At 59.1% G+C, this 22,247-nt stretch carries 23 protein-coding genes and 1 pseudogene; 23 read left to right on the plus strand and 1 reads right to left on the minus strand.

The features are described 5' to 3' along the window. Nucleotide 1 precedes the first annotated feature (1 nt). From yajC to ACIPL2_RS12230, 4 genes are all read left to right on the plus strand, one after another. The gene (gene yajC / locus ACIPL2_RS12215; protein ID WP_007982729.1) at nt 2-337 is read left to right on the plus strand and encodes a preprotein translocase subunit YajC; all 336 of its coding nucleotides are present in this window, start codon (nt 2-4) and stop codon (nt 335-337) included. Nucleotides 338-400: 63 nt separating this feature from the next. Further along, a complete protein-coding gene (gene secD, locus ACIPL2_RS12220; RefSeq protein ID WP_401356462.1) occupies nt 401-2,269 on the plus strand; it encodes a protein translocase subunit SecD in 1,869 nt (622 codons plus the stop codon). A gap of 9 nt (nt 2,270-2,278) precedes the next feature. Beyond that, entirely contained in the window at nt 2,279-3,193 is a 915-nt protein-coding gene (gene secF, locus ACIPL2_RS12225; protein WP_401356464.1) for a protein translocase subunit SecF, read from the plus strand. A gap of 122 nt (nt 3,194-3,315) precedes the next feature. After that, a complete protein-coding gene (locus ACIPL2_RS12230) occupies nt 3,316-3,864 on the plus strand; it encodes a glycine zipper 2TM domain-containing protein (protein ID WP_064392076.1) in 549 nt (182 codons plus the stop codon). A gap of 248 nt (nt 3,865-4,112) precedes the next feature. Here ACIPL2_RS12230 and suhB read toward each other — a convergent pair whose 3' ends face one another. Continuing rightward, entirely contained in the window at nt 4,113-4,931 is an 819-nt protein-coding gene (gene suhB / locus ACIPL2_RS12235) for an inositol-phosphate phosphatase (protein ID WP_008057724.1), read from the minus strand. Between the two features lie 146 nt (nt 4,932-5,077). Here suhB and trmJ point away from each other — a divergent pair, with 146 nt between their 5' ends. The 19 genes and pseudogenes from trmJ (at nt 5,078) to der (ending at nt 21,923) form a co-directional block, all read left to right on the plus strand. Then, on the plus strand, nt 5,078-5,848 hold the full coding sequence (gene trmJ / locus ACIPL2_RS12240) for a tRNA (cytosine(32)/uridine(32)-2'-O)-methyltransferase TrmJ (RefSeq protein WP_059403378.1): 771 nt from the start codon (nt 5,078-5,080) through the stop codon (nt 5,846-5,848). 2 nt (nt 5,849-5,850) lie between these two features. Continuing rightward, nucleotides 5,851-6,612 carry a serine O-acetyltransferase gene (cysE, locus tag ACIPL2_RS12245; protein ID WP_401356467.1) on the plus strand — a complete coding sequence of 254 codons (762 nt, stop codon included), beginning with the start codon at nt 5,851-5,853 and terminating at the stop codon, nt 6,610-6,612. Between the two features lie 254 nt (nt 6,613-6,866). Continuing rightward, nucleotides 6,867-7,358, plus strand: a complete 492-nt coding sequence (gene iscR, locus ACIPL2_RS12250) for a Fe-S cluster assembly transcriptional regulator IscR (protein WP_007903581.1) — start codon at nt 6,867-6,869, stop codon at nt 7,356-7,358. A gap of 51 nt (nt 7,359-7,409) precedes the next feature. After that, nucleotides 7,410-8,624: an IscS subfamily cysteine desulfurase gene (locus tag ACIPL2_RS12255; protein WP_401356469.1), complete on the plus strand. Its 1,215-nt coding sequence runs from the start codon at nt 7,410-7,412 to the stop codon at nt 8,622-8,624. Nucleotides 8,625-8,706: 82 nt separating this feature from the next. Beyond that, nucleotides 8,707-9,093 carry a Fe-S cluster assembly scaffold IscU gene (iscU, locus tag ACIPL2_RS12260; protein WP_003443374.1) on the plus strand — a complete coding sequence of 129 codons (387 nt, stop codon included), beginning with the start codon at nt 8,707-8,709 and terminating at the stop codon, nt 9,091-9,093. 34 nt (nt 9,094-9,127) lie between these two features. Continuing rightward, nucleotides 9,128-9,451 carry an iron-sulfur cluster assembly protein IscA gene (iscA, locus tag ACIPL2_RS12265; protein WP_007903589.1) on the plus strand — a complete coding sequence of 108 codons (324 nt, stop codon included), beginning with the start codon at nt 9,128-9,130 and terminating at the stop codon, nt 9,449-9,451. Between the two features lie 8 nt (nt 9,452-9,459). Beyond that, nucleotides 9,460-9,981, plus strand: coding sequence for a co-chaperone HscB (gene hscB, locus ACIPL2_RS12270; RefSeq protein ID WP_059403381.1), 522 nt, complete (start codon nt 9,460-9,462; stop codon nt 9,979-9,981). A gap of 51 nt (nt 9,982-10,032) precedes the next feature. Beyond that, complete coding sequence (gene hscA / locus ACIPL2_RS12275; RefSeq protein WP_401356472.1) at nt 10,033-11,898, plus strand: Fe-S protein assembly chaperone HscA; 1,866 nt, start codon at nt 10,033-10,035, stop codon at nt 11,896-11,898. Next, nucleotides 11,898-12,239, plus strand: a complete 342-nt coding sequence (gene fdx, locus ACIPL2_RS12280) for an ISC system 2Fe-2S type ferredoxin (protein ID WP_059403383.1) — start codon at nt 11,898-11,900, stop codon at nt 12,237-12,239. The genes hscA and fdx overlap by 1 nt, the downstream gene beginning before the upstream one ends. 15 nt (nt 12,240-12,254) lie before the next feature. Next, nucleotides 12,255-12,455, plus strand: a complete 201-nt coding sequence (gene iscX, locus ACIPL2_RS12285; RefSeq protein ID WP_017340315.1) for a Fe-S cluster assembly protein IscX — start codon at nt 12,255-12,257, stop codon at nt 12,453-12,455. Between the two features lie 92 nt (nt 12,456-12,547). Continuing rightward, nucleotides 12,548-12,973 carry a nucleoside-diphosphate kinase gene (ndk, locus tag ACIPL2_RS12290; protein ID WP_007916882.1) on the plus strand — a complete coding sequence of 142 codons (426 nt, stop codon included), beginning with the start codon at nt 12,548-12,550 and terminating at the stop codon, nt 12,971-12,973. Between the two features lie 28 nt (nt 12,974-13,001). After that, on the plus strand, nt 13,002-14,150 hold the full coding sequence (gene rlmN, locus ACIPL2_RS12295; RefSeq protein WP_401356475.1) for a 23S rRNA (adenine(2503)-C(2))-methyltransferase RlmN: 1,149 nt from the start codon (nt 13,002-13,004) through the stop codon (nt 14,148-14,150). Between the two features lie 12 nt (nt 14,151-14,162). Continuing rightward, nucleotides 14,163-14,921: a type IV pilus biogenesis/stability protein PilW gene (pilW, locus tag ACIPL2_RS12300; RefSeq protein WP_401356478.1), complete on the plus strand. Its 759-nt coding sequence runs from the start codon at nt 14,163-14,165 to the stop codon at nt 14,919-14,921. Further along, a complete protein-coding gene (locus ACIPL2_RS12305) occupies nt 14,921-15,961 on the plus strand; it encodes a RodZ domain-containing protein (RefSeq protein WP_401356480.1) in 1,041 nt (346 codons plus the stop codon). Before pilW ends, ACIPL2_RS12305 begins: the two co-directional genes overlap by 1 nt. 3 nt (nt 15,962-15,964) lie before the next feature. Beyond that, entirely contained in the window at nt 15,965-17,074 is a 1,110-nt protein-coding gene (gene ispG / locus ACIPL2_RS12310) for a flavodoxin-dependent (E)-4-hydroxy-3-methylbut-2-enyl-diphosphate synthase (protein WP_008147751.1), read from the plus strand. A gap of 23 nt (nt 17,075-17,097) precedes the next feature. After that, a complete protein-coding gene (gene hisS, locus ACIPL2_RS12315; RefSeq protein WP_059403388.1) occupies nt 17,098-18,387 on the plus strand; it encodes a histidine--tRNA ligase in 1,290 nt (429 codons plus the stop codon). Between the two features lie 40 nt (nt 18,388-18,427). Then, complete coding sequence (locus ACIPL2_RS12320; protein ID WP_401356483.1) at nt 18,428-19,069, plus strand: tetratricopeptide repeat protein; 642 nt, start codon at nt 18,428-18,430, stop codon at nt 19,067-19,069. Beyond that, on the plus strand, nt 19,062-20,213 hold the full coding sequence (bamB, locus tag ACIPL2_RS12325; RefSeq protein ID WP_401356486.1) for an outer membrane protein assembly factor BamB: 1,152 nt from the start codon (nt 19,062-19,064) through the stop codon (nt 20,211-20,213). Before ACIPL2_RS12320 ends, bamB begins: the two co-directional genes overlap by 8 nt. A gap of 241 nt (nt 20,214-20,454) precedes the next feature. After that, nucleotides 20,455-21,923: pseudogene (gene der, locus ACIPL2_RS12330) on the plus strand (ribosome biogenesis GTPase Der). Nucleotides 21,924-22,247: the final 324 nt, after the last annotated feature.

Here is a 22,247-nt window from a genome sequence, read left to right on the forward strand (position 1 = left end):
AATGAGCTTTTTTATCTCTAATGCCATGGCTGACGCTGCTGCACCTGCGGCAGGCCCAATGGGCGGCGGCTTTGAGTGGATTTTCCTGGTCGGCTTCCTGGTCATCTTCTACCTGATGATCTGGCGTCCACAGGCCAAGCGCGCCAAAGAGCAGAAAAACCTGCTGAGCAGCCTGCAAAAAGGCGACGAAGTTGTGACCACCGGTGGTATCGCCGGCAAGATCACTAAAGTGGCCGACGATTTCGTTGTTCTGGAAGTTTCCGACACCGTCGAAATGAAATTCCAGAAAGGCGCCATCGCCGCCACGCTGCCAAAAGGCACGCTGAAAGCGATCTAAGTTTCAACTTCTACTCAATCGACGGGGCGCGCAAGGCGCCCCGCGTCATAAGCGGGCGGCGTGATGCTGAACAAATACCCTCTGTGGAAATACATTCTGATCCTGGCGGTGCTAGCGGTCGGTCTGATTTATTCCGCTCCCAATCTATATCCTGATGACCCGGCCATTCAGGTCAGCGGTGCAAGCACTGCGCTGCAGGTCAATCAGGCTGATCTGGATCGTGTGAGCGCAGCGCTCAAGGAATCCGGGATCAACGTCAAGGCTGCCACTCTGGCAGCGAACGGCAAGGGCGGTCTGATTCGTCTGACCAAGGCTGAAGACCAGCTGCCTGCCAAGGACGTCGTGCGCAAGGCATTGGGTGATGACTACGTCGTTGCACTGAACCTGGCACAAACCACCCCGCAATGGCTGCGCAGCCTGGCCGCGCACCCGATGAAGCTGGGTCTGGACTTGTCCGGTGGTGTGCACTTCCTGCTGGAAGTGGACATGGACAAAGCCCTCGACGCTCGCTTGAAAGTGTACGAAGGCGATGTGAAGAGCCTGTTGCGTAAAGAGAAACTGCGCTATCGCAGCCTGCCGCAACTCAACGGTGCCATTCAGCTGGGCTTCACTGATGAAGCAGCCCGCGAACAAGCCCGTGCGCTGATCCGCAAGAACTTCAACGATTTCGACATTGTTCCGGCCGACCTCAATGGCCAACCGGTACTGCGTCTGGCGATGACCCCGGCCAAGCTGGCGGAAATCCGTGAATACTCCATCAAGCAGAACTTGACCACGGTACGTAACCGCGTCAACGAGCTGGGTGTTGCCGAACCGATCGTTCAGCGTCAGGGCGCCAACCGCATCGTGGTTGAGCTGCCGGGCGTACAAGACACCGCCGAAGCCAAGCGTATCCTCGGCAAGACGGCCAACCTTGAGTTCCGTCTGGCCGCTGAGCCGGGCGCTTCGAAAGCCACTTCCGAAACCTTCGAGTTCCGTGAAGGCAATCGTCCGCCAGCACAGATCGAGCGTGGCTTGATCATCACTGGCGATCAGGTGACTGACGCCAAGGCTGGCTTCGGCGAGCACGGCACGCCAGAAGTGAACATCCGTCTGGATGGCCACGGTGGCGAGCTGATGAGTCGTGCGACGCGCAGCAACGTCGGTCGCAGCATGGCGGTTATCTTCATCGAGCAACGTCCGGTCACCACTTACGTCAAGCAAGTGGTTAACGGCGTCGAGAAAGACGTGCCGGTTCAGACGTTTAAAGAAGAGAAGAAGATCATCAGCCTGGCGACCATCCAGTCGCCGCTGGGTGCTCAGTTCCGCATCACTGGCCTGAATGGCCAGGGTGAGTCGTCCGAACTGGCGCTGCTGCTGCGTGCCGGTGGTCTGGCGGCACCGATGTACTTCGCTGAAGAGCGCACCATTGGCCCAAGCCTGGGTGCCGACAACATCGTCAAAGGTATCGATGCATCGCTGTGGGGCATGCTGTTTGTCTCGCTGTTCATCATCGCCATCTACCGCTTCTTCGGCATCATCGCCACCGTCGCGCTGGCGGTGAACATGGTGTTGCTGCTGGCATTGATGTCGCTGCTGGGTGCAACGCTGACCCTGCCGGGTATCGCCGGTATCGTCTTGACCATGGGTATGGCCGTCGACGCCAACGTTCTGATCTTCTCGCGGATACGTGAAGAGATCGCGGCGGGCATGACCGTACAGCGGGCAATCAACGAAGGCTTCGGCCGGGCATTCACCGCGATTCTCGACGCCAACCTGACAACCTTGTTGGTCGGCGGGATTCTCTTTGCGATGGGCACCGGCCCGGTCAAAGGTTTCGCAGTGACCATGTCCCTCGGGATCTTTACCTCGATGTTCACGGCCATCATGGTGACCCGCGCGATGGTCAACCTGATCTTCGGCGGTCGTGACTTCAAGAAGTTGTGGATTTAAGGGGCTGCCATGTTACGTACAATCAACTTCATGGGCGTTCGCAACTTTGCGTTCGGCGTCACATTGTTCCTGACCGCACTGGCCTTGTTCAGTGTTGCCACCAAGGGCATGAACTGGGGCCTGGACTTCACCGGCGGTACGCTCATCGAGCTGACCTACGAGCGTCCGGCCGATGTCACCAAGGTGCGTGAGCAGCTGGTGACATCGGGTTATCACGAGGCCATCGTGCAGAGCTTCGGTGCGACCACCGATTTGCTGGTGCGTATGCCTGGCGAAGACCCGCAACTGGGTCATCAGGTAGCTGAAGCGCTGCTGAAGGTCGGCGGCGATAACCCGGCGACGGTCAAGCGCGTCGAGTTCGTCGGCCCGCAGGTCGGTGAAGAGCTGCGCGACCAGGGCGGCCTCGGCATGCTGATGGCGCTCGGCGGCATCCTGATCTACCTGGCTTTCCGCTTTCAGTGGAAGTTCGCGGTCGGTGCTATTGTTTCGCTGATCCACGACGTGATCGTGACCATCGGTATCCTGTCGTTCTTCCAGATCACCTTCGACCTGACGGTGTTGGCGGCGGTGCTGGCGATTATCGGTTACTCGCTCAACGACACCATCGTGGTATTCGACCGGGTTCGTGAGAACTTCCGCGTACTGCGCAAGGCTTCCCTGATCGACAACATCAACATCTCGACCACGCAGACCCTGCTGCGGACGATGGCGACGTCGATCTCCACGTTGCTGGCGATCGCCGCCCTGTTGTTCTTTGGTGGCGACAACCTGTTCGGCTTCTCTATCGCGCTGTTTGTCGGTGTGTTGGCGGGTACCTACTCGTCGATCTACATCGCCAACGTCGTGCTGATCTGGCTGAACCTGAGCACCGAGGATCTGATTCCTGCAGTGGCTACCGATAAGGAAGTCGACGACCGCCCATAACGGCTATCGTTTTTCCAGCTGTCGGCCGAAAAGGCGCGAGTATTGAACTCGCGCCTTTTTTTGTGCTCCAAGGCTGGGAGAAGCGCGGGCTTTGACCCGCATGTGATGGTCAGGAGGTTCATGTGAACAAGTCGTTGCTGGTTGGTGCGGTACTGGGTGCTGTCGGTGTGACTGCCGGGGGCGCTGTTGCCACCTACAGCCTGGTTAAAAGCGGCCCTGAGTATGCGCAAGTATTGGCCGTTGAACCGGTTAAAACACAGATCAAGACGCCACGTGAAGTCTGCAAGGACGTTGCAGTAACCCGGCAAGCGCCGGTCAAAGATCAACACCAGATTGCCGGTACGGTGGTCGGTGCGCTGGCAGGTGGTCTGCTGGGTAATCAGATCGGCGGCGGCACCGGCAAGAAAATTGCCACGGTTGCAGGCGCGGTCGGTGGTGGTTACGCCGGCAACAAGGTTCAGGAAGGCATGCAGGAGCGTGACACCTACACCACGACCCAGACTCGCTGTAACACCGTAAATGACATCAGCGACAAAGTTGTCGGTTACGACGTGCGTTATTCGCTGGATGGCAAGGAAGGCAAAGTGCGGATGGATCGCGATCCGGGCAACCAGATTCCGGTCGACAAGGAAGGTAAGCTGATCCTGTCGCAGAATGAGCCGGCTCAATAAGCAGCTGAAACAGATTCAAAAAGAAGCACCCTGCGGGGTGCTTTTTTTGTGCCGCAGATTTATGAGCAGCGCTAATCCAATGTGGGAGCGGGCTTGCTCGCGAAAGCGGTCTAACATTCTATATTCATGCTGGCTGATACACCGCTTTCGCGAGCAAGCCCGCTCCCACATTGGATTATTGGTGTTTCCAAAACCAAAATCCATGCATAAAAAAGCACCCCGAAGGGTGCTTTTTTGTGGCTAAGCGCTTAGCGCTTCAGCGAGGCCGGCAAGTGCGGCTGGATCGCAGTCAGTACTGCCTTGAAGCACTTGGTGTTGCCGGCAACGACGTGGCCTTTTTCAAGGAAGTCGTGACCGCCGGTGAAGTCGCTCACCAAACCGCCGGCTTCCTGGATCAGCAGGGCGCCCGCAGCCATGTCCCACTCGGACAGGCCCGACTCCCAGAAGGCGTCGAAACGGCCGGCAGCGACGTAAGCCAAGTCCAGGCTCGCCGAGCCAGCGCGACGGATGCCGGCAGTCTGGCCAACCAGGGCGCGGAACATGCCCAGGTAGTTGTCGAGGTTGTCCATCTGGTCGTCACGGAACGGGAAGCCGGTACCCAGCAGGGCGCCGTCCAGGCTGGTGCGGCCGCTGACGCGCAGGCGACGACCGTTCAGTTGAGCACCGCGACCACGGCTGGCGGTGAATTCTTCCTGGCGAACCGGGTCCAGAACAACAGCGTGTTCCAGGCGACCGCGGTATTTGCAGGCGATGCTGACAGCGAAGTGAGGAATGCCGCGCAGGAAGTTGGTGGTGCCGTCCAGCGGATCGATGATCCACAGGTACTCTTCGCCTTCGATGCCGCTACCAGCGTGCATGCCGGTTTCTTCACCGAGGATCGAGTGGTTCGGGTAAGCCTTGCGCAGCGCGTCGATGATTTTTTGCTCAGCGGCGCGATCCACCTCGGATACGTAATCCTTGGCGTCTTTTTCGTCGACCTTGATGGTATCCAGGCGCTCGATGGAGCGGAAGATCAATTCACTGGCGCTGCGGGCGGCGCGCAGCGCGATATTCAGCATGGGCTGCATGGATGTGTCACCTAAGGTTGTTAAAGAAAGCCGGGCATTCTATCAGAAAGTTTCTACAGGAGAAGGTCGGTGTTCGCTTTCATAGCTTAACGGTAGGTTGAGCTGTAAGATTCTGCTCCCCATTAATGTGTTCGAGAACGCCTCCCGTGCTGCAAAACATTCGTGTCGTCCTGGTCAATACCAGCCATCCCGGCAATATCGGCGGTGCTGCGCGTGCCATGAAGAACATGGGCCTGTCGCGGCTGGTGCTGGTCGAACCGCGGTTGTTCCCGCACCACGAAGCCGATGCACGTGCGTCCGGCGCCGGGGACATCCTTGAAAACGCGCAAGTCGTCGCCACCTTGGAAGATGCCTTGGTCGGCTGCAATCTGGTGCTCGGCACCAGCGCCCGTGACCGGCGCATTCCCTGGCCGCTGCTTGACCCCCGCGAATGCGGCACGAAAGTGGTCGAGGAAGCTGCGCAGGGCGCCGAGATTGCCTTGGTGTTCGGTCGTGAAGATTCCGGCCTGACCAATGAAGAGCTGCAGCGATGTCATTATCACGTGCACATCCCATCAGACCCTGAGTTCAGTTCGCTGAACCTTGGGGCGGCGGTGCAGGTGTTGAGTTATGAAGTGCGCATGTCCTGGCTGGCGGCCCAAGGGCAGCCGAGCAAGGTCGAGAAGGAAGAAGTGGCCTCCGTCAAAAGCGCTGAGCTGGCGACCATGGATGAGCTGGAGCGATTCTATGAGCACCTGGAGCAAACCCTGGTGGCCATCGAATTCCTCGACCCGGAAAAGCCACGGCACTTGATGGCGCGCCTGCGTCGGTTGTACGGACGAAGCTCGGTCAGCCGGGCGGAAATGAATATATTGCGTGGCATCCTCACGGAAACCCAGAAAGCGGCCCGTGGTGAGCTTCTAAAGCGGAAGGATTAATGATGTTCGAGCGTTTGCGTGAAGATATCCAGAGTGTTTTCCATCGTGACCCGGCGGCACGTAACGCTTTTGAAGTCCTGACTTGCTACCCGGGCATGCACGCCATCTGGATCCACCGTCTGTCGTCGGCGTTGTGGGGCATGGGCTGGAAGTGGCTGGCGCGCCTGGTGTCGAACTTCGGTCGCTGGTTGACCGGGATCGAGATCCATCCGGGGGCCAAGGTCGGTCGGCGCTTCTTTATTGACCATGGCATGGGCATCGTCATCGGTGAAACCGCCGAGATCGGCGACGACGTTACTATTTACCAAGGCGTGACTCTGGGCGGCACCAGCTGGAACAAGGGTAAGCGTCATCCGACTTTGGGTGATGGCGTCGTGGTCGGGGCGGGCGCGAAGGTGCTCGGGCCCTTCACCGTCGGTGCCGGTGCCAAGGTGGGTTCCAATGCTGTCGTGACCAAGGAAGTGCCTCCGGGGGCGACCGTGGTTGGGATTCCGGGGCGGATCATCGTCAAATCCGACGAAGAACAGGATGCCAGGCGCAAGGCTATGGCCGAGAAGATTGGTTTTGATGCCTACGGCGTGACTGAAGACATGCCTGACCCGGTGGCTCGTGCCATCAATCAGTTGCTCGACCACCTGCAGGCGGTCGATGGGCGTCTGGAGGGGATGTGCGGAGCGTTGAAGGATCTGGGCAGTAATTACTGTGCGAAAGATCTGCCTGAACTGCGCGAAGAAGACTTCGCCTGTGTGAAGGACAAGGATTAGAGTCAGGCTAGCTAAACCGTGTTGGATTCTTCGCGGGCGAGCCTCGCTCCTACAGGATCGGCGCCGCCCCTGTAGGAGCGAGGCTTGCCCGCGAAGAACGATAATGCGCAATTGCTGGCTGTACGCCGCCAGCCTTTGCTATGATGCGCGCGCTCTTTTGCGGGTAATCCTGACTAAAGTACTAGGTCTTATAGTTGACTTAAATACTCGGGAATTGCATACTCGCCCCATTCCGAACTCCGTGGTAATTGTCCATGCGACTGACTACAAAAGGCCGATACGCCGTGACCGCCATGCTTGACCTGGCGTTGCACGCGCAGCACGGGCCGGTGTCCCTGGCCGATATCTCCGAGCGCCAAGGCATCTCCCTGTCCTACCTCGAACAGCTCTTCGCCAAATTGCGCCGCAGCAATCTGGTGTCCAGCGTCCGCGGTCCGGGCGGTGGTTACCAACTGTCCCGCGACATGCAGGGCATCCAGGTCGCCCAGGTGATCGATGCGGTAAACGAATCGGTCGATGCAACCAAATGCCAGGGCCAAGGTGATTGCCATCAGGGCGATACCTGTCTGACCCACCACTTGTGGTGCGATCTGAGCCTGCAGATTCACGAATTTCTGAGCGGTATCAGCTTGGCTGACCTTGTCACTCGCCGTGAGGTACAAGAAGTAGCCCAGCGTCAGGATCAGCGCCGTTGCAACAGCAAGGCGCCACGCCTGGACAAGATTGAAGCGTCCGCCGTCGAATGACAGCCGAAGAGCTAAGCGGCACGCCAGCCAGCCTGATTTAGGAGATAGTCCATGAAATTGCCGATTTACCTTGATTACTCTGCGACCACCCCGGTTGATCCGCGTGTCGCGCAAAAGATGAGTGAATGCCTGCTGGTCGACGGAAACTTCGGTAACCCGGCGTCCCGTTCCCACGTGTTCGGCTGGAAAGCTGAAGAGTCCGTCGAAAACGCCCGTCGTCAGGTCGCTGACCTGGTCAACGCCGACCCGCGTGAAATCGTCTGGACCTCCGGTGCCACCGAGTCCGACAACCTGGCAATCAAGGGTGCGGCGCATTTCTATGCCACCAAGGGCAAGCACCTGATCACCACCAAGATTGAGCACAAGGCTGTCCTCGACACCATGCGCCAACTGGAGCGTGAAGGCTTCGAAGTGACCTACCTCGAGCCTCAGACCGATGGCCTGGTAACCCCGGCCATGATCGAAGCTGCCCTGCGTGACGACACCATCCTGGTATCGGTCATGCACGTGAACAACGAAATCGGCACCATCAACGACATCGAAGCCATCGGCGAGCTGACCCGCTCCAAGGGCATCCTGTTCCACGTTGACGCCGCTCAGTCCACCGGCAAGGTCGACATCGACCTGTCGAAGCTGAAAGTCGACATGATGTCGTTCTCCGCCCACAAAACCTATGGCCCTAAAGGCATCGGCGCACTGTACGTCAGCCGCAAGCCGCGTGTTCGCATCGAAGCGACCATGCACGGCGGCGGTCACGAACGTGGCATGCGTTCCGGCACCCTGGCGACCCACCAGATCGTCGGCATGGGCGAAGCTTTCCGTGTGGCCAAGGAAGACATGGCTGCCGAAAACGTGCGCATCAAAGCCTTGAGCGACCGTTTCTTCAAACAGGTCGAAGGCCTGGAAGAGCTGTACATCAACGGCAGCATGACGGCCCGCGTACCGCACAACCTGAACCTGAGCTTCAACTATGTCGAAGGCGAGTCGCTGATCATGGCGCTCAAGGACCTGGCGGTTTCGTCCGGTTCGGCCTGCACCTCGGCATCCCTTGAGCCTTCGTACGTACTGCGCGCCCTGGGCCGCAACGACGAACTGGCACACAGCTCGATTCGCTTCACCTTCGGCCGTTTCACTACCGAAGAAGAAATCGACTACGCCGCGCAGAAAGTCTGCGAGGCCGTTACCAAGCTGCGCACCTTGTCGCCGCTGTGGGATATGTACAAAGACGGTGTCGACATTTCGAAGATCGAGTGGGCGGCACACTGATTTCAAGTCGCCGCAAACCGGCCCTGTAAACCCGGGTTTCAGGGCTCAAGAGCGACTCTCTGATGAGTGAGGATTAAGAATCATGGCTTACAGCGAAAAGGTCATCGACCACTACGAAAACCCGCGCAACGTCGGCAAGATGGACGCGGAAGACCCTGATGTCGGCACCGGCATGGTCGGCGCTCCGGCGTGCGGCGACGTGATGCGCCTGCAGATCAAGGTCAACGAGCAAGGCATCATCGAAGATGCCAAGTTCAAGACCTATGGTTGCGGTTCGGCTATCGCCTCCAGTTCCCTGGCGACCGAGTGGATGAAAGGCAAGACTCTGGATGAAGCAGAGACCATCAAAAACACTCAGCTGGCCGAAGAACTGGCCCTGCCGCCAGTAAAAATTCACTGCTCCGTACTTGCTGAAGACGCTATCAAAGCGGCCGTTCGCGACTACAAGCAGAAGAAAGGCTTGATCTGACTTTCAAGATTTGGCGACGAGTAAGGAGTCACCGATGGCTATCAGCATGACAGAAGCGGCTGCTCAACACGTGCGACGCTCCCTCAACGGGCGCGGCAAAGGTGAAGGGATTCGTCTGGGTGTCCGCACCACAGGCTGTTCCGGCCTTGCCTACGTGCTGGAGTTTGTCGACGAGGTGGTTGCAGAGGATCAGGTGTTCGAAAGTCACGGCGAGAAAGTGATCATCGACCCGAAAAGCCTGGCCTACCTGGACGGCACCGAACTCGATTTCGTCAAGGAAGGGTTGAACGAAGGCTTCAAGTTCAACAATCCCAACGTGCGCGGTGAATGTGGCTGCGGCGAAAGCTTCAACATCTGAGGCTGCTCGTGGGTACTCCTTGTCATTTCGCTTTATTTGAGCTGAAACCGAGCTTCCGTCTGGATCTCGATCAGCTGGCCACGCGCTACCGTGAGTTGGCGCGCGGTGTTCATCCGGACCGCTTTGCAGACGCTTCCGAGCGTGAGCAGCGGCTGGCGCTAGAGCAATCCGCGAGCCTCAACGAGGCCTACCAGACGCTCAAAAGTCCCCCGAAACGCGCGCGATATTTGCTCGCGCTGGGTGGTGGCGAGCTGCCGCTGGAGGTCACGGTGCATGATCCGGAGTTTCTTCTGCAGCAGATGGAGCTGCGTGAAGAGCTCGAAGACCTGCAAGACAGTGCCGACCTGGCCGGTGTTGCAGTGTTCAAGCGTCGCCTGAAGAAAGCTCAGGATGAACTGAACGAAAGCTTCGCAGCCTGTTGGGATGATGCAGCGCAACGTGAACAGGCCGAACGCCTGATGCGGCGCATGCAGTTCCTCGACAAGCTCACCTACGAAGTGCGCCAGTTAGAAGAGCGCCTCGACGATTAACCCAGTGCCGCTCCGGTCGCACGCCTGATATACAGATAAGTCCTGATTACGATGGCCCTACTGCAGATCGCCGAACCCGGCCAAAGTCCTCAACCGCACCAGCGTCGTCTGGCTGTGGGGATCGACTTGGGCACTACCAATTCGCTGGTCGCTGCGTTGCGCAGTGGTCTTTCCGAGCCTCTGGCCGACGCTGACGGGCAGGTTATCCTGCCGTCCGCCGTGCGCTACCACGCCGATCGCGTCGAAGTCGGCGAGTCGGCCAAGCTGGCGGCCGCCACCGATCCCTTGAACACCGTGCTGTCGGTCAAGCGCTTGATGGGTCGTGGTCTGTCCGACGTCAAGCAATTGGGCGATCAACTGCCGTACCGCTTTGTCGGCGGCGAGTCGCACATGCCGTTCATCGAAACGATCCAGGGCCCGAAAAGCCCGGTCGAAGTCTCCGCCGATATCCTCAAGGTGCTGCGTCAGCGCGCCGAAGCGACATTGGGTGGTGAGCTGGTGGGTGCGGTGATCACTGTTCCGGCCTATTTCGACGATGCTCAGCGTCAAGCCACCAAGGATGCGGCTAAGCTGGCCGGTCTGAACGTGCTGCGTTTGCTCAATGAGCCAACGGCTGCCGCCGTGGCGTACGGTCTGGATCAGCATGCCGAAGGCCTGGTCGCCATTTATGACCTGGGCGGCGGTACTTTCGATATTTCGATTCTGCGCCTGACCGGCGGTGTCTTCGAAGTTCTGGCTACCGGTGGCGACAGCGCCCTGGGCGGCGATGACTTTGACCACGCGATCGCGGGCTGGATCATCGAGAGCGCCGGTTTGTCGGCTGACCTCGATCCGGGGGCGCAACGTAATTTGCTGCAAACCGCGTGTGCGGCCAAAGAAGCCCTGACGACGGCGTCTGCGGTTGAAGTCGCTTACGGCGACTGGAAAGCCGAGCTGACCCGCGAAGCCTTTAATGCGCTGATCGAGCCGATGGTTGCCCGCAGCCTGAAAGCCTGCCGCCGCGCTGTGCGTGATTCCGGTGTCGAACTGGAAGAAGTGCACGCCGTGGTCATGGTTGGCGGTTCGACTCGCGTTCCTCGCGTTCGCGAAGCAGTCGCCGAAGCCTTCGGCCGTGAACCGCTGACTGAAATCGATCCGGATCAAGTGGTGGCCATCGGTGCCGCGATTCAGGCAGATACGCTGGCTGGCAACAAGCGCGACGGCGGCGAGCTGCTGTTGCTGGATGTGATTCCGTTGTCCCTGGGGCTGGAAACCATGGGCGGTCTGATGGAGAAGGTGATTCCGCGTAACACCACCATTCCCGTCGCTCGCGCCCAGGACTTCACCACCTATAAAGATGGCCAGTCGGCCATGGCGATCCACGTATTGCAGGGCGAGCGCGAGCTGATCAGCGACTGCCGCTCCCTGGCGCGCTTCGAATTGCGTGGCATCCCGGCGATGGTCGCCGGTGCGGCGAAGATTCGCGTGACCTTCCAGGTCGATGCCGACGGTCTGCTCAGCGTTTCGGCTCGTGAGCTGGGTTCGGGCGTCGAGGCCAGCATCCAGGTCAAGCCGTCGTACGGCCTGACCGACGGCGAAATCGCCAAGATGCTCAAGGATTCGTTCCAGCATGCCAACGACGACAAAGTCGCCCGCGTACTGCGTGAGCAGCAGGTCGATGCCCAGCGCCTGCTCGAAGCGGTGCAGGGCGCCCTCGATGCCGACGGCGAGCGCTTGCTCGACGCCGAAGAACGCATGGTCATCGAACTGCAGATGCAGGAACTGAGCGAACTGATGAAAGGTACCGATGGTTACGCCATCGAGCAGCAGACCAAGCGTCTGTCGCAAGTGACCGATGCCTTTGCTGCCCGCCGCCTGGACTCGACGGTGAAAGCCGCTCTGGCGGGGCGCAACCTGAATGAAATCGAGGATAACTGATGCCGCAGGTCATTTTTCTGCCACACGATAAGTTTTGCCCGGACGGCATGGTGGTGGAGGCCGAGCCTGGTACCTCCATTCTCGAACTGGCCCACGAGCACCATATCGAGATGGAAAGCGCCTGTGGCGGCGTTTGTGCCTGCACCACCTGTCATTGCATCATTCGTGAAGGCTTTGACTCGCTGGAAGAAGCCGACGAACTGGAAGAAGATTTTCTTGATCGGGCCTGGGGTCTGGAAGCGCAATCGCGTCTAGGCTGTCAGGCGATCGTCGGGACTGAAGACCTGACCGTCGAAATTCCGAAGTACTCGCTCAACCATGCCGCCGAAGCGCCGCACTGATTCAAGGGAACCGACATGAGTCTGAAATGGGTTGATGTGCTGGAAATCGCGATCCAGCTGGCTGAATCCAAGCCGGAAGTGGACCCGCGTTACGTGAACTTCGTCGATCTGCACAAATGGGTGCTGGCATTGCCGGAGTTCAGTGATGATCCGACACGCGGTGGCGAGAAGGTGCTTGAAGCCATTCAGGCCGCCTGGATCGAAGAAGCAGACTGAGTCTGCACCGTACGCAGTTAGGCAATACCCAAGAACCCGCGTATAATTCGCGGGTTTAATTTTTCACAAATTACCGTTTCTGGAGTTACACCATGGCTGTTCAACGTACTTTCTCCATCATCAAGCCTGACGCTGTTGCAAAAAACGTTATCGGCGAGATCACCACTCGTTTCGAAAAAGCTGGCCTGCGCGTTGTAGCTTCGAAACTGAAGCAACTGTCCAAAGCTGAAGCTGAAGGCTTCTACGCTGAGCACAGCGCTCGTGGTTTCTTCGGCGACCTGGTTGCTTTCATGATCTCCGGTCCGGTTGTCGTTCAGGTTCTGGAAGGCGAAAACGCTATCGCTCTGAACCGTGAGCTGATGGGCGCTACCAACCCTAAAGAAGCTGCTGCCGGCACCATCCGCGCTGACTTCGCTGATTCCATCGACGCCAACGCTGTACACGGTTCGGACTCCGAAGCCGCTGCTGCTCGCGAAATCTCGTACTTCTTCGCAGCTACTGAAGTAACCACTCGCTAAGCATTGGCTTAAGAGTGAAGGTGAATCCATGACTACATCGACTGTTAAAACTAACCTGCTGGGTCTGACTCAGCTGGAAATGGAAAAATTCTTCGACTCAATCGGGGAGAAGCGTTTCCGTGCCGGTCAGGTAATGAAATGGATTCACCACCTTGGCGTCGATGATTTCGACGCCATGACGAACGTCAGCAAGGCCCTGCGCGACAAGCTCAAGGCCATTGCCGAAGTGCGTGGTCCCGAAGTGGTCAGCGAGGACATCTCCACCGACGGCACTCGTAAGTGGGTGGTGCGTGTGGCGTCCGGCAGCTGCGTCGAGACCGTGTACATTCCCCAGGGCAAACGCGGCACGCTGTGCGTTTCGTCCCAGGCAGGCTGTGCCCTGGATTGCAGTTTCTGCTCCACCGGCAAGCAAGGTTTCAACAGCAACCTCACCGCCGCCGAAGTGATCGGCCAGGTGTGGATTGCCAATAAATCGTTCGGCAGCATCCCGGCGACCGCCGACCGTGCCATCACCAACGTGGTGATGATGGGCATGGGCGAGCCGCTGCTGAACTTCGACAACGTCGTGGCCGCCATGCATCTGATGATGGATGACCTGGGCTACGGGATTTCCAAGCGCCGCGTAACCCTGTCCACTTCGGGCGTGGTGCCGATGATCGATGAGCTGTCCAAGCACATCGACGTCTCCCTGGCGTTGTCGCTGCACGCACCGAATGACGCATTGCGTAACCAATTGGTGCCGATCAACAAGAAATACCCGCTTAAGATGCTGCTCGAGTCGTGCCAGCGCTACATGTCGTCCCTGGGCGAGAAGCGCGTGCTGACCATCGAGTACACCTTGCTCAAGGACATCAACGACAAGGTTGAACACGCGGTCGAGATGATCGAGTTGCTCAAGAACATCCCGTGCAAGATCAACCTGATCCCGTTCAACCCGTTCCCGCATTCCGGTTACGAGCGTCCGAGCAATAACGCGATTCGCCGTTTTCAGGATCAGCTTCACCATGCCGGCTTCAATGTCACCGTGCGCACCACCCGCGGTGAAGACATCGATGCCGCGTGTGGCCAATTGGTAGGGCAGGTGCTGGATCGCACCCGTCGCAGCGAACGTTATATCGCCGTGCGCGAGTTGAGCGCCGAAAACGATATCGCACTGAACGCTGCGAACAATAATTAAGAGAGGATCTCTATGTCCCTGCGCTTCGCGCTGCTGTTGCTGTGGGCCAGTCTCTGTACTGGTTGTGTCCTGTCGGGCGATTTCAACCCGATGAAGACCAGCAAGGGCCGTGATGAAGCGCGTGCCGCTTACGTGCAATTGGGCCTGGGGTACTTGCAGCAAGGCATGACTGAACGGGCAAAAGTGCCGTTGAAGAAAGCTTTGGACCTGGATGAATCCGATCCGGACGCCAACGCGGCGTTGGGCTTGGTGTTCCAGGCCGAGATGGAGCCGGAGCTGGCAGACCAGCATTTTCGCAAGGCGCTGTCCTCTCGTCCCGCCGATGCGCGAATCCTCAACAACTACGGTAGTTTTCTCTACGAAGAAAAACGTTACAAAGAGGCTTACGAGCGCTTCGAACAGGCCGCCGCCGATACCCTGTATCCTGAGCGTTCGCGAGTGTTCGAAAACCTTGGCATGACCGCTTCGAAGCTTGGTCAGCGTGATCTGGCCCGGCAGCAACTGGAAAAAGCCCTGCGTCTGAATCGCCAACAGCCCCGTGCATTGCTCGAAATGGCTGAGTTGTCCTTCGAAGACAGGCATTATGTGCCCGCGCGTGACTATTACGACCGTTTTAGCCTGCTCACCGAACAAAATGCACGTAGTCTATTGCTCGGCGTTCGGCTGGCAAAAGTGTTTGAAGATCGCGACAAGGCCGCCAGTTTTGGCCTGCAACTAAAACGACTCTATCCCGGTACGCCGGAATATCAGCAATACCTGTCGGAGCAATGATGAAAGCGGCGCATCCCGAAGTTGTAGCAGCGAATCGCGTAAACCCCGGTGAGACATTGCGCCAGGCCCGCGAAAGCAATGGCTGGTCGCTGGCCGAAGTGGCCCTCAAGCTCAACCTCACCGTCAATTCCCTGAGCAATCTGGAAGCCGGCGCTTTCGACAAGCTGCCTGGGCATACCTTCGCCCGCGGTTATATTCGCGCGTACGCCAAATTGCTTGGCATGGACCAGACCGTTCTGGTCCAGCAGTTCGACCAATCCACCGGCACCGATTCCCAGGGCAGCAACGTTCATAGCCTGGGTCGCATCGAAGAGCCGGTTCGGGTTTCCCACACCATTTTGCGAATTGTCAGCCTGCTGTTGCTGATCGCGGTGATTGGCGGTGGTTTTGTCTGGTGGCAGGATCAAACCTCATCACGCAGCAAAGACCCGATCAGCCTGAGCCCGGAACACGTAGAAGTCGAAGGCGCCGACGGCACCACCCAGATCCATCCGCTGGACGAGCCGGAAGACCAGGCTGTCGCGGAAGGTCAGGCTGAAGGCTCGACGTCACTGGCATTGCCGCAAGCCGAGAACGCCACTGAAGCACCGGCCGAAGCTGAAGCCACCGCGCCTGCTGCTGCTCCGACTGCACCCGCTGCCCCGACGCACAGCACTGCCCCAGCGCCTGCTGCCCCGACGCACAGCGCGGCGCCCGTTGTTGCCACGCCAGCCACACCGGCGCCAGTAGCGCCGCCAGCGACGGTGACCGCTCCGGTTCCGACCATTCCCGCCCCAGCAGCAGCGGCACCGGTGGCCGGCCAAGGCCAGGTGCAACTGCAGTTCACGGCTGATTGCTGGACGCAAGTGACCGACGGCAGCGGCAAAGTGCTGTTGAGCGGTCTCAAGCGCAAAGGCGAAAACGTATCCGTCAGCGGCAAACCGCCGTTCTCCGTGCGTCTGGGCTTCGCCCGTGGCGCGCAGGTGAGCTACAACGGTCAGGTAGTCGATGTCGCTCCGTTCACCAGTGGCGAGACTGCTCGCCTGAAGTTGGGTCAATAAGTCATGCACGGCGAATCTCCAATCAAACGTCGCGAATCTCGCAAGATCTGGGTCGGTAACGTGCCTGTTGGCGGCGATGCGCCTATCGCTGTGCAGAGCATGACCAACAGCGACACCAATGACGTGGCCGCCACCGTGGCCCAGATCAACCGTCTGGAAGCTGCTGGTGTCGATATCGTGCGGATTTCCGTGCCGGACATGGACGCCGCCGAAGCCTTCGGCAAAATCAAGAAACTGGTTAAGGTGCCGTTGGTTGCCGACATCCATTTCGACTACAAGATCGCCTTGCGTGTGGCCGAACTGGGCGTCGACTGCCTGCGGATCAACCCGGGCAACATCGGTCGTGAAGACCGCGTACGTGCGGTTGTCGATGCCGCCCGTGATCGCGGGATCCCTATCCGCATCGGCGTCAACGCCGGTTCCCTGGAAAAAGACCTGCAAAAGAAATACGGCGAGCCGACCCCGGCCGCGCTGGTCGAGTCCGCCTTGCGTCACGTCGAGCACCTTGAACGTCTGAACTTCCAGGACTTCAAGGTCAGCGTGAAAGCTTCCGACGTGTTCATGGCCGTCGCCGCTTACCGCTTGCTGGCCAAGGAAATCGTCCAGCCGCTGCACTTGGGCATCACCGAAGCCGGTGGTTTGCGTTCAGGCACAGTGAAATCCGCCGTGGGCCTCGGTATGCTGCTCGCCGAAGGGATTGGCGATACTATTCGCATCTCGTTGGCGGCCGACCCGGTCGAGGAAGTGAAAGTCGGCTACGACATTCTCAAATCCCTGCACCTGCGTTCCCGTGGTATCAACTTCATCGCCTGCCCGAGCTGCTCGCGGCAGAACTTCGATGTGGTCAAAACCATGAACGAACTGGAAGGGCGCCTCGAAGACCTGCTGGTGCCGTTGGATGTCGCGGTCATCGGTTGCGTGGTCAACGGGCCGGGCGAAGCCAAGGAAGCCCATATCGGCTTGACCGGCGGCACGCCAAACCTGATTTACATCGACGGCAAGCCGTCGCAGAAACTGACGAATGACAATCTGGTGGATGAGCTTGAACGCTTGATCCGCCAGAAAGCGGCCGAAAAGGTCGAAGCCGACGCGGCAGTCATCGCCCGCGGCTGATCGAACGAATTTAAGGATTTATAGTGAGCAAGTCTCTGCAAGCCATACGTGGCATGAACGACATCCTGCCCGAGCAGACTCCCCTGTGGCGTCATTTCGAAGGCACTGTATCGCGTCTGCTGGATAACTACGGTTACAAGCAGATCCGCATGCCGATCGTTGAATTCACCGAGCTGTTCAAGCGCTCCATCGGTGAAGTGACCGACATCGTCGAAAAAGAGATGTACACCTTCGACGACCGCAACGGCGATTCCCTGACCCTGCGCCCTGAAGGCACAGCGGCCTGCGTGCGTGCGGTGCTTGAGCACGGCATCACTGGCGGTGGCCAGGTGCAGAAACTCTGGTACATCGGCCCGATGTTCCGCCACGAGCGCCCGCAGAAAGGCCGTTATCGCCAGTTCCACCAGATCGGTTGCGAAGTGTTCAACCTCGACGGTCCGGACATCGACGCCGAGCTGATCGTGCTGACCTGGCGCCTGTGGGGCGAGCTGGGCATCCGTGATGCGGTCAAGCTCGAACTCAACAGCCTGGGCACCAGCGAATCCCGCGGTCGTTATCGCGACGCGCTGGTCGAGTTTCTCTCGGCGCACCTGGACAAGCTCGACGAAGACAGCCAGCGCCGTCTGAAGACCAACCCGCTGCGGGTTCTGGACACCAAGAACGCCGACACTCAAGCGGTCCTGGTCGATGCGCCGAAAATGGCCGACTACCTCGACGAAGAATCCCGCGTGCACTTCGAGGGCCTCAAGGCTCGCCTGGACGCTGCCGGCATTCCTTACGTGATCAACCCGAAGCTGGTTCGCGGGCTGGATTACTACAGCAAGACCGTTTTCGAATGGGTCACCGACAAGTTGGGCGCCCAAGGCACCGTGTGTGCCGGCGGTCGTTACGACGGTCTGGTGGAGCAGATGGGCGGCAAGCCGACCCCCGGCGTTGGTTTCGCCATGGGTATCGAGCGGCTGGTGCTGCTGCTGGAAACCCTGGAGCAGATCCCGGAAGAGATTTCCCGTCAGGTCGACGTCTACCTCTGTGCCTTTGGTGAAGCCGCCGAGCTCGCCGGTCTGGCCCTGAGTGAGCGTGTGCGTGATCAATTGCCCAACCTGCGCCTGCAAGTCAATGCGGGCGCCGGCAGCTTCAAAAGCCAATTCAAGAAAGCCGACAAGAGCGGTGCGCTGTACGCACTGATCCTCGGTGACGACGAAATGGCCCAGCAAGTGGTAGGTTTCAAACCCCTGCGTGGCCAGGGCGAACAACAAAGCATTGCCTGGGATGCGCTTGCTGCACACCTGGCCACCTGCGTCGTGCAGGGTTGAAGCTGTCAAACAGCCGATTTAGCGATTAAGGAGTATTGGGGTGTCGAGTACCGAAGACGAACAGCTGTCGGATTTGAAGGACTGGTGGACACGCAACGGCAAGCCCCTGGTTACTGGTGGCCTGTTGGCGCTGGTCATCGTGTTCGGCTGGCAGGCCTTTCACAAGTATCAGAGCAATCAGTCGCAAGGCGCCTCGATGCTCTATCAGCAACTGCTGGAAACCACGCTGACGCCTGACGGCAAGCCAGATGCGGCCCGTGTTGCGGACTTGGCCGGCAAGCTCAACAGCGAGTTCGGCGGTACTGCCTATGCGCAATACGGCAGCCTGTTCGTGGCGAAAGTCGCGGTCGACAGCGGCAAGCTGGATGACGCCGGCACCGAGCTGAAAGCCATCGTGGCCAAGCCGGCCAACCCGGCGCTGGGCGAAATTGCCCGTCAGCGTCTGGCGCAGGTACTGGCCGCGCAGAACAAGGCCGATGAAGCCCTGAAACTGCTCGAAGGCGATGCCGACACGGCGTTCCTGGCCACTCGCGAAGAACTCAAAGGCGACCTGCTGGTGCAGTTGGGTCGTACCGACGAAGCGAACACGGCGTATCAAAAAGCCAAGGCCGCGCTGTCGGATGAAGCGGCGGTCGGTGGCCTTCAAATCAAGCTGGACGACCTGGCCAAAGGGGATGCGTGACGTGATTCGTTGGAAACATGCAGCATTGCTGGCTCTGGCCATATTGGCCGCGGGTTGCAGCAGCAACAGCAAAAAGGAATTGCCACCGGCCGAGTTGACCGACTTCAAAGAAGAAGTGGTTTTGCAAAAGCAGTGGAGTCGTTCGATCGGTGACGGTCAGGGCGAAACGTACAACATGCTGGTTCCGGCGATCGAGGGCGATACCATCTATGCCGCCGACGTCACCGGCGTGGTGATGTCGATGGATCGCAGCAACGGCGACGTCAAATGGAAGAAAGATCTCGATCTGCCTGTTTCCGGTGCCGTTGGCGTCGGTTACGGTCTGCTCCTGATCGGTACGACCAAGGGCGAAATCGTTGCGCTGGACTCCATCAACGGTGAAGAGAAATGGCGCGCTCGCGTGTCCAGCGAAGTGCTTGCACCGCCGGCCAACAACGGTGACGTGGTGGTGGTTCAGACTCAGGATGACCGTCTGATCGGTCTGGATGCCGCGACCGGCAACCAGCGCTGGTTGTACGACAGCACTCCTGCAGTCCTGACCCTGCGCGGCACCAGTGCGCCGATCGTCACCAACCGCCTCGCGGTGGCTGGCCTGTCGACCGGTAAAGTGGTTGCTCTGGATATCACCAACGGCGTGCCGGTGTGGGAACAACGCGTAGCGATTCCACAAGGTCGTTCGGAACTGGAGCGCGTTGTCGATATCGACGGTGGCCTGCTGCTGTCCGGCGAAACGCTGTACGTCGCCAGCTACCAGGGTCGCGTTGCGGCACTGGACCTGCAAAGCGGTCGTCAGCTCTGGCAGCGTGATGCGTCCAGTTATGCCGGCGTCGCCCAAGGTTTTGGCAGCGTCTACGTGAGCTTGTCTTCGGGCACTGTTGAAGGCGTCGACGAACGTTCCACCACAGCCTTGTGGAGCAACGATTCGCTGGCCCGCCGTCAATTGTCGGCTCCGGAAGTGTTCTCCAGCTACGTTGCAGTCGGCGATATGGAAGGCTACCTGCACCTGCTGAGCCAGGTTGACGGTCGTTTCGTCGGCCGCGAACGTATCGACAGCGACGGCCTGCGTGCCCGTCCGCTGGTGGTGGGTGAGACGATTTATCTGTATGGCAACAGCGGCAAACTGGAAGCCCTGACCATCAAGTAAAGGTTTGACTATGCTTGGGGTTAACCACCCCAGGCTGCTTCACTTGTGGGTATGAATGTGGGAGCGAGCCTGCTCGCGATGGACGTCAACGATAACGTTTGCGTCCTGAATGAACGCGGTGCCTTTGCGTTTATCGCGAGCAGGCTCGCTCCCACAGACAAGCGCGCAGTGTTGCCCCGAGCACCAGCCGCTGCCTCGCAGCGGCTTTTGTATTTTCTGAAATAACGAAGTGGAGAGCCGCATGGTTCCCGTAATCGCCCTGGTGGGCCGACCGAACGTCGGCAAGTCCACCTTGTTCAACCGCCTGACAGGACGCGTGACGCCATCGTCGGCGACTTGTCCGGTCTGACCCGTGATCGCCAATACGGTGAGGCCAAGTGGCAAGGGCGTTCCTACATTCTGGTCGACACCGGCGGTATCTCCGGTGACGAGCACGGTATGGACGAAAAAATGGCCGAGCAGTCGCTGCTGGCCATTGAAGAAGCGGATGTCGTTCTGTTCCTGGTAGATGCCAAGGCCGGTTTTACCGCCGCCGACCAGATGATCGCCGAGCATTTGCGCAAACGTAACAAGCGTTCCTACGTGGTGGCCAACAAGGTCGACAACATCGACCCTGAAATGGCCCGCGCCGAGTTCGCCCCGTTGGGCATGGGCCACGCGATCCCGATCGCCGGTGCGCATGGTCGTGGCATCACCCAGATGCTGGAAATCGCCCTGAGCGACTTCCCGAAAGACGATGACGAGCTGGAAGAAGGCGAGGAAGAGATCGTTGCCGAAGGCGAGGAAGCCAAGCGCATTCCTGGCCCTAGCGAAAAAGACGGGATCAAGATCGCGATCATCGGCCGCCCGAACGTTGGCAAGTCGACCCTGGTCAACCGCATGCTCGGTGAAGACCGGGTTATCGTCTATGACGAGCCCGGCACCACCCGCGACAGTATCTACATCCCGTTCGAGCGTAACGACGAGAAGTACACGCTGATCGACACCGCCGGTGTGCGCAAGCGCGGCAAGATCCACGAAGAAGTCGAAAAATTCTCCGTGGTCAAAACCTTGCAGGCGATCAAAGACGCCAACGTGGTGATCTTTGTGATGGACGCCCGCGAAGGCGTGGTCGATCACGACCTCAACCTGCTGGGCTTCGCCATTGAGTCGGGTCGTGCGTTGGTGATCGCGATCAACAAGTGGGACGGCATGACGCCGAGCGAGCGCGACTTCGTGAAGGTCGAGCTGCAACGTCGACTGTTCTTCGTTGACTACGCCGACATTCACTTCATCTCGGCCCTTCACGGTACAGGCGTGGGCAACCTCTACGCCTCCGTACAGAACTCGTTCAAGTCTGCGGTCACCCGCTGGCCAACCAACCGTCTGACCACAATTCTGGAAGACGCGGTGGGTGAGCACGCGCCGCCGATGGTCAACAACCGCCGGATCAAGCTGCGTTACGCCCACTTGGGTGGCGCTAACCCGCCGATCATCGTGATTCACGGTAACCAGATCGAGAAGGTGCCGAAGTCTTACGTGCGTTACCTGGAAAACACGTATCGCCGTGTCTTGAAACTGGTCGGTACGCCGATCCGCATCGAGTTCAAGGGCGGCGAGAACCCGTACGAAGGCAACAAGAACTCGCTCACCGATCGCCAGGTCAACAAGAAGCGTCGGATGATGTCGCACAACAAAAAAGCCGACAAAAAGCGCCGCGACAAGCGCTGATTGAATCCGTAGGAGCAAGGCTTGCCCGCGAAGAACGATAACGCGGTCTACCGATGTACCGCGTTGTGGCTTTCGCGGGCAAGCCTCGCTCCTACAGGATCGGGTTGAAAAGGGCGCTTAAGGCGCCCTTTTTTATGGGCGCCGGCACCGCGACAAGCGCTGATTGAATCCGTAGGAGCAAGGCTTGCCCGCGAAGAACGATGACGCGGTCTACCGATGTACCGCGGTGTGGCTTTCGCGGGCAAGCCTCGCTCCTACAGGATCGGGTTGAAAAGGGCGCTTAAGGCGCCCTTTTTTATGGGCGCCGGCACCGCGACAAGCGCT

The sequence above is a fragment of the Pseudomonas sp. NPDC086251 genome, from assembly GCF_044746405.1.
Classification (GTDB): domain Bacteria; phylum Pseudomonadota; class Gammaproteobacteria; order Pseudomonadales; family Pseudomonadaceae; genus Aquipseudomonas.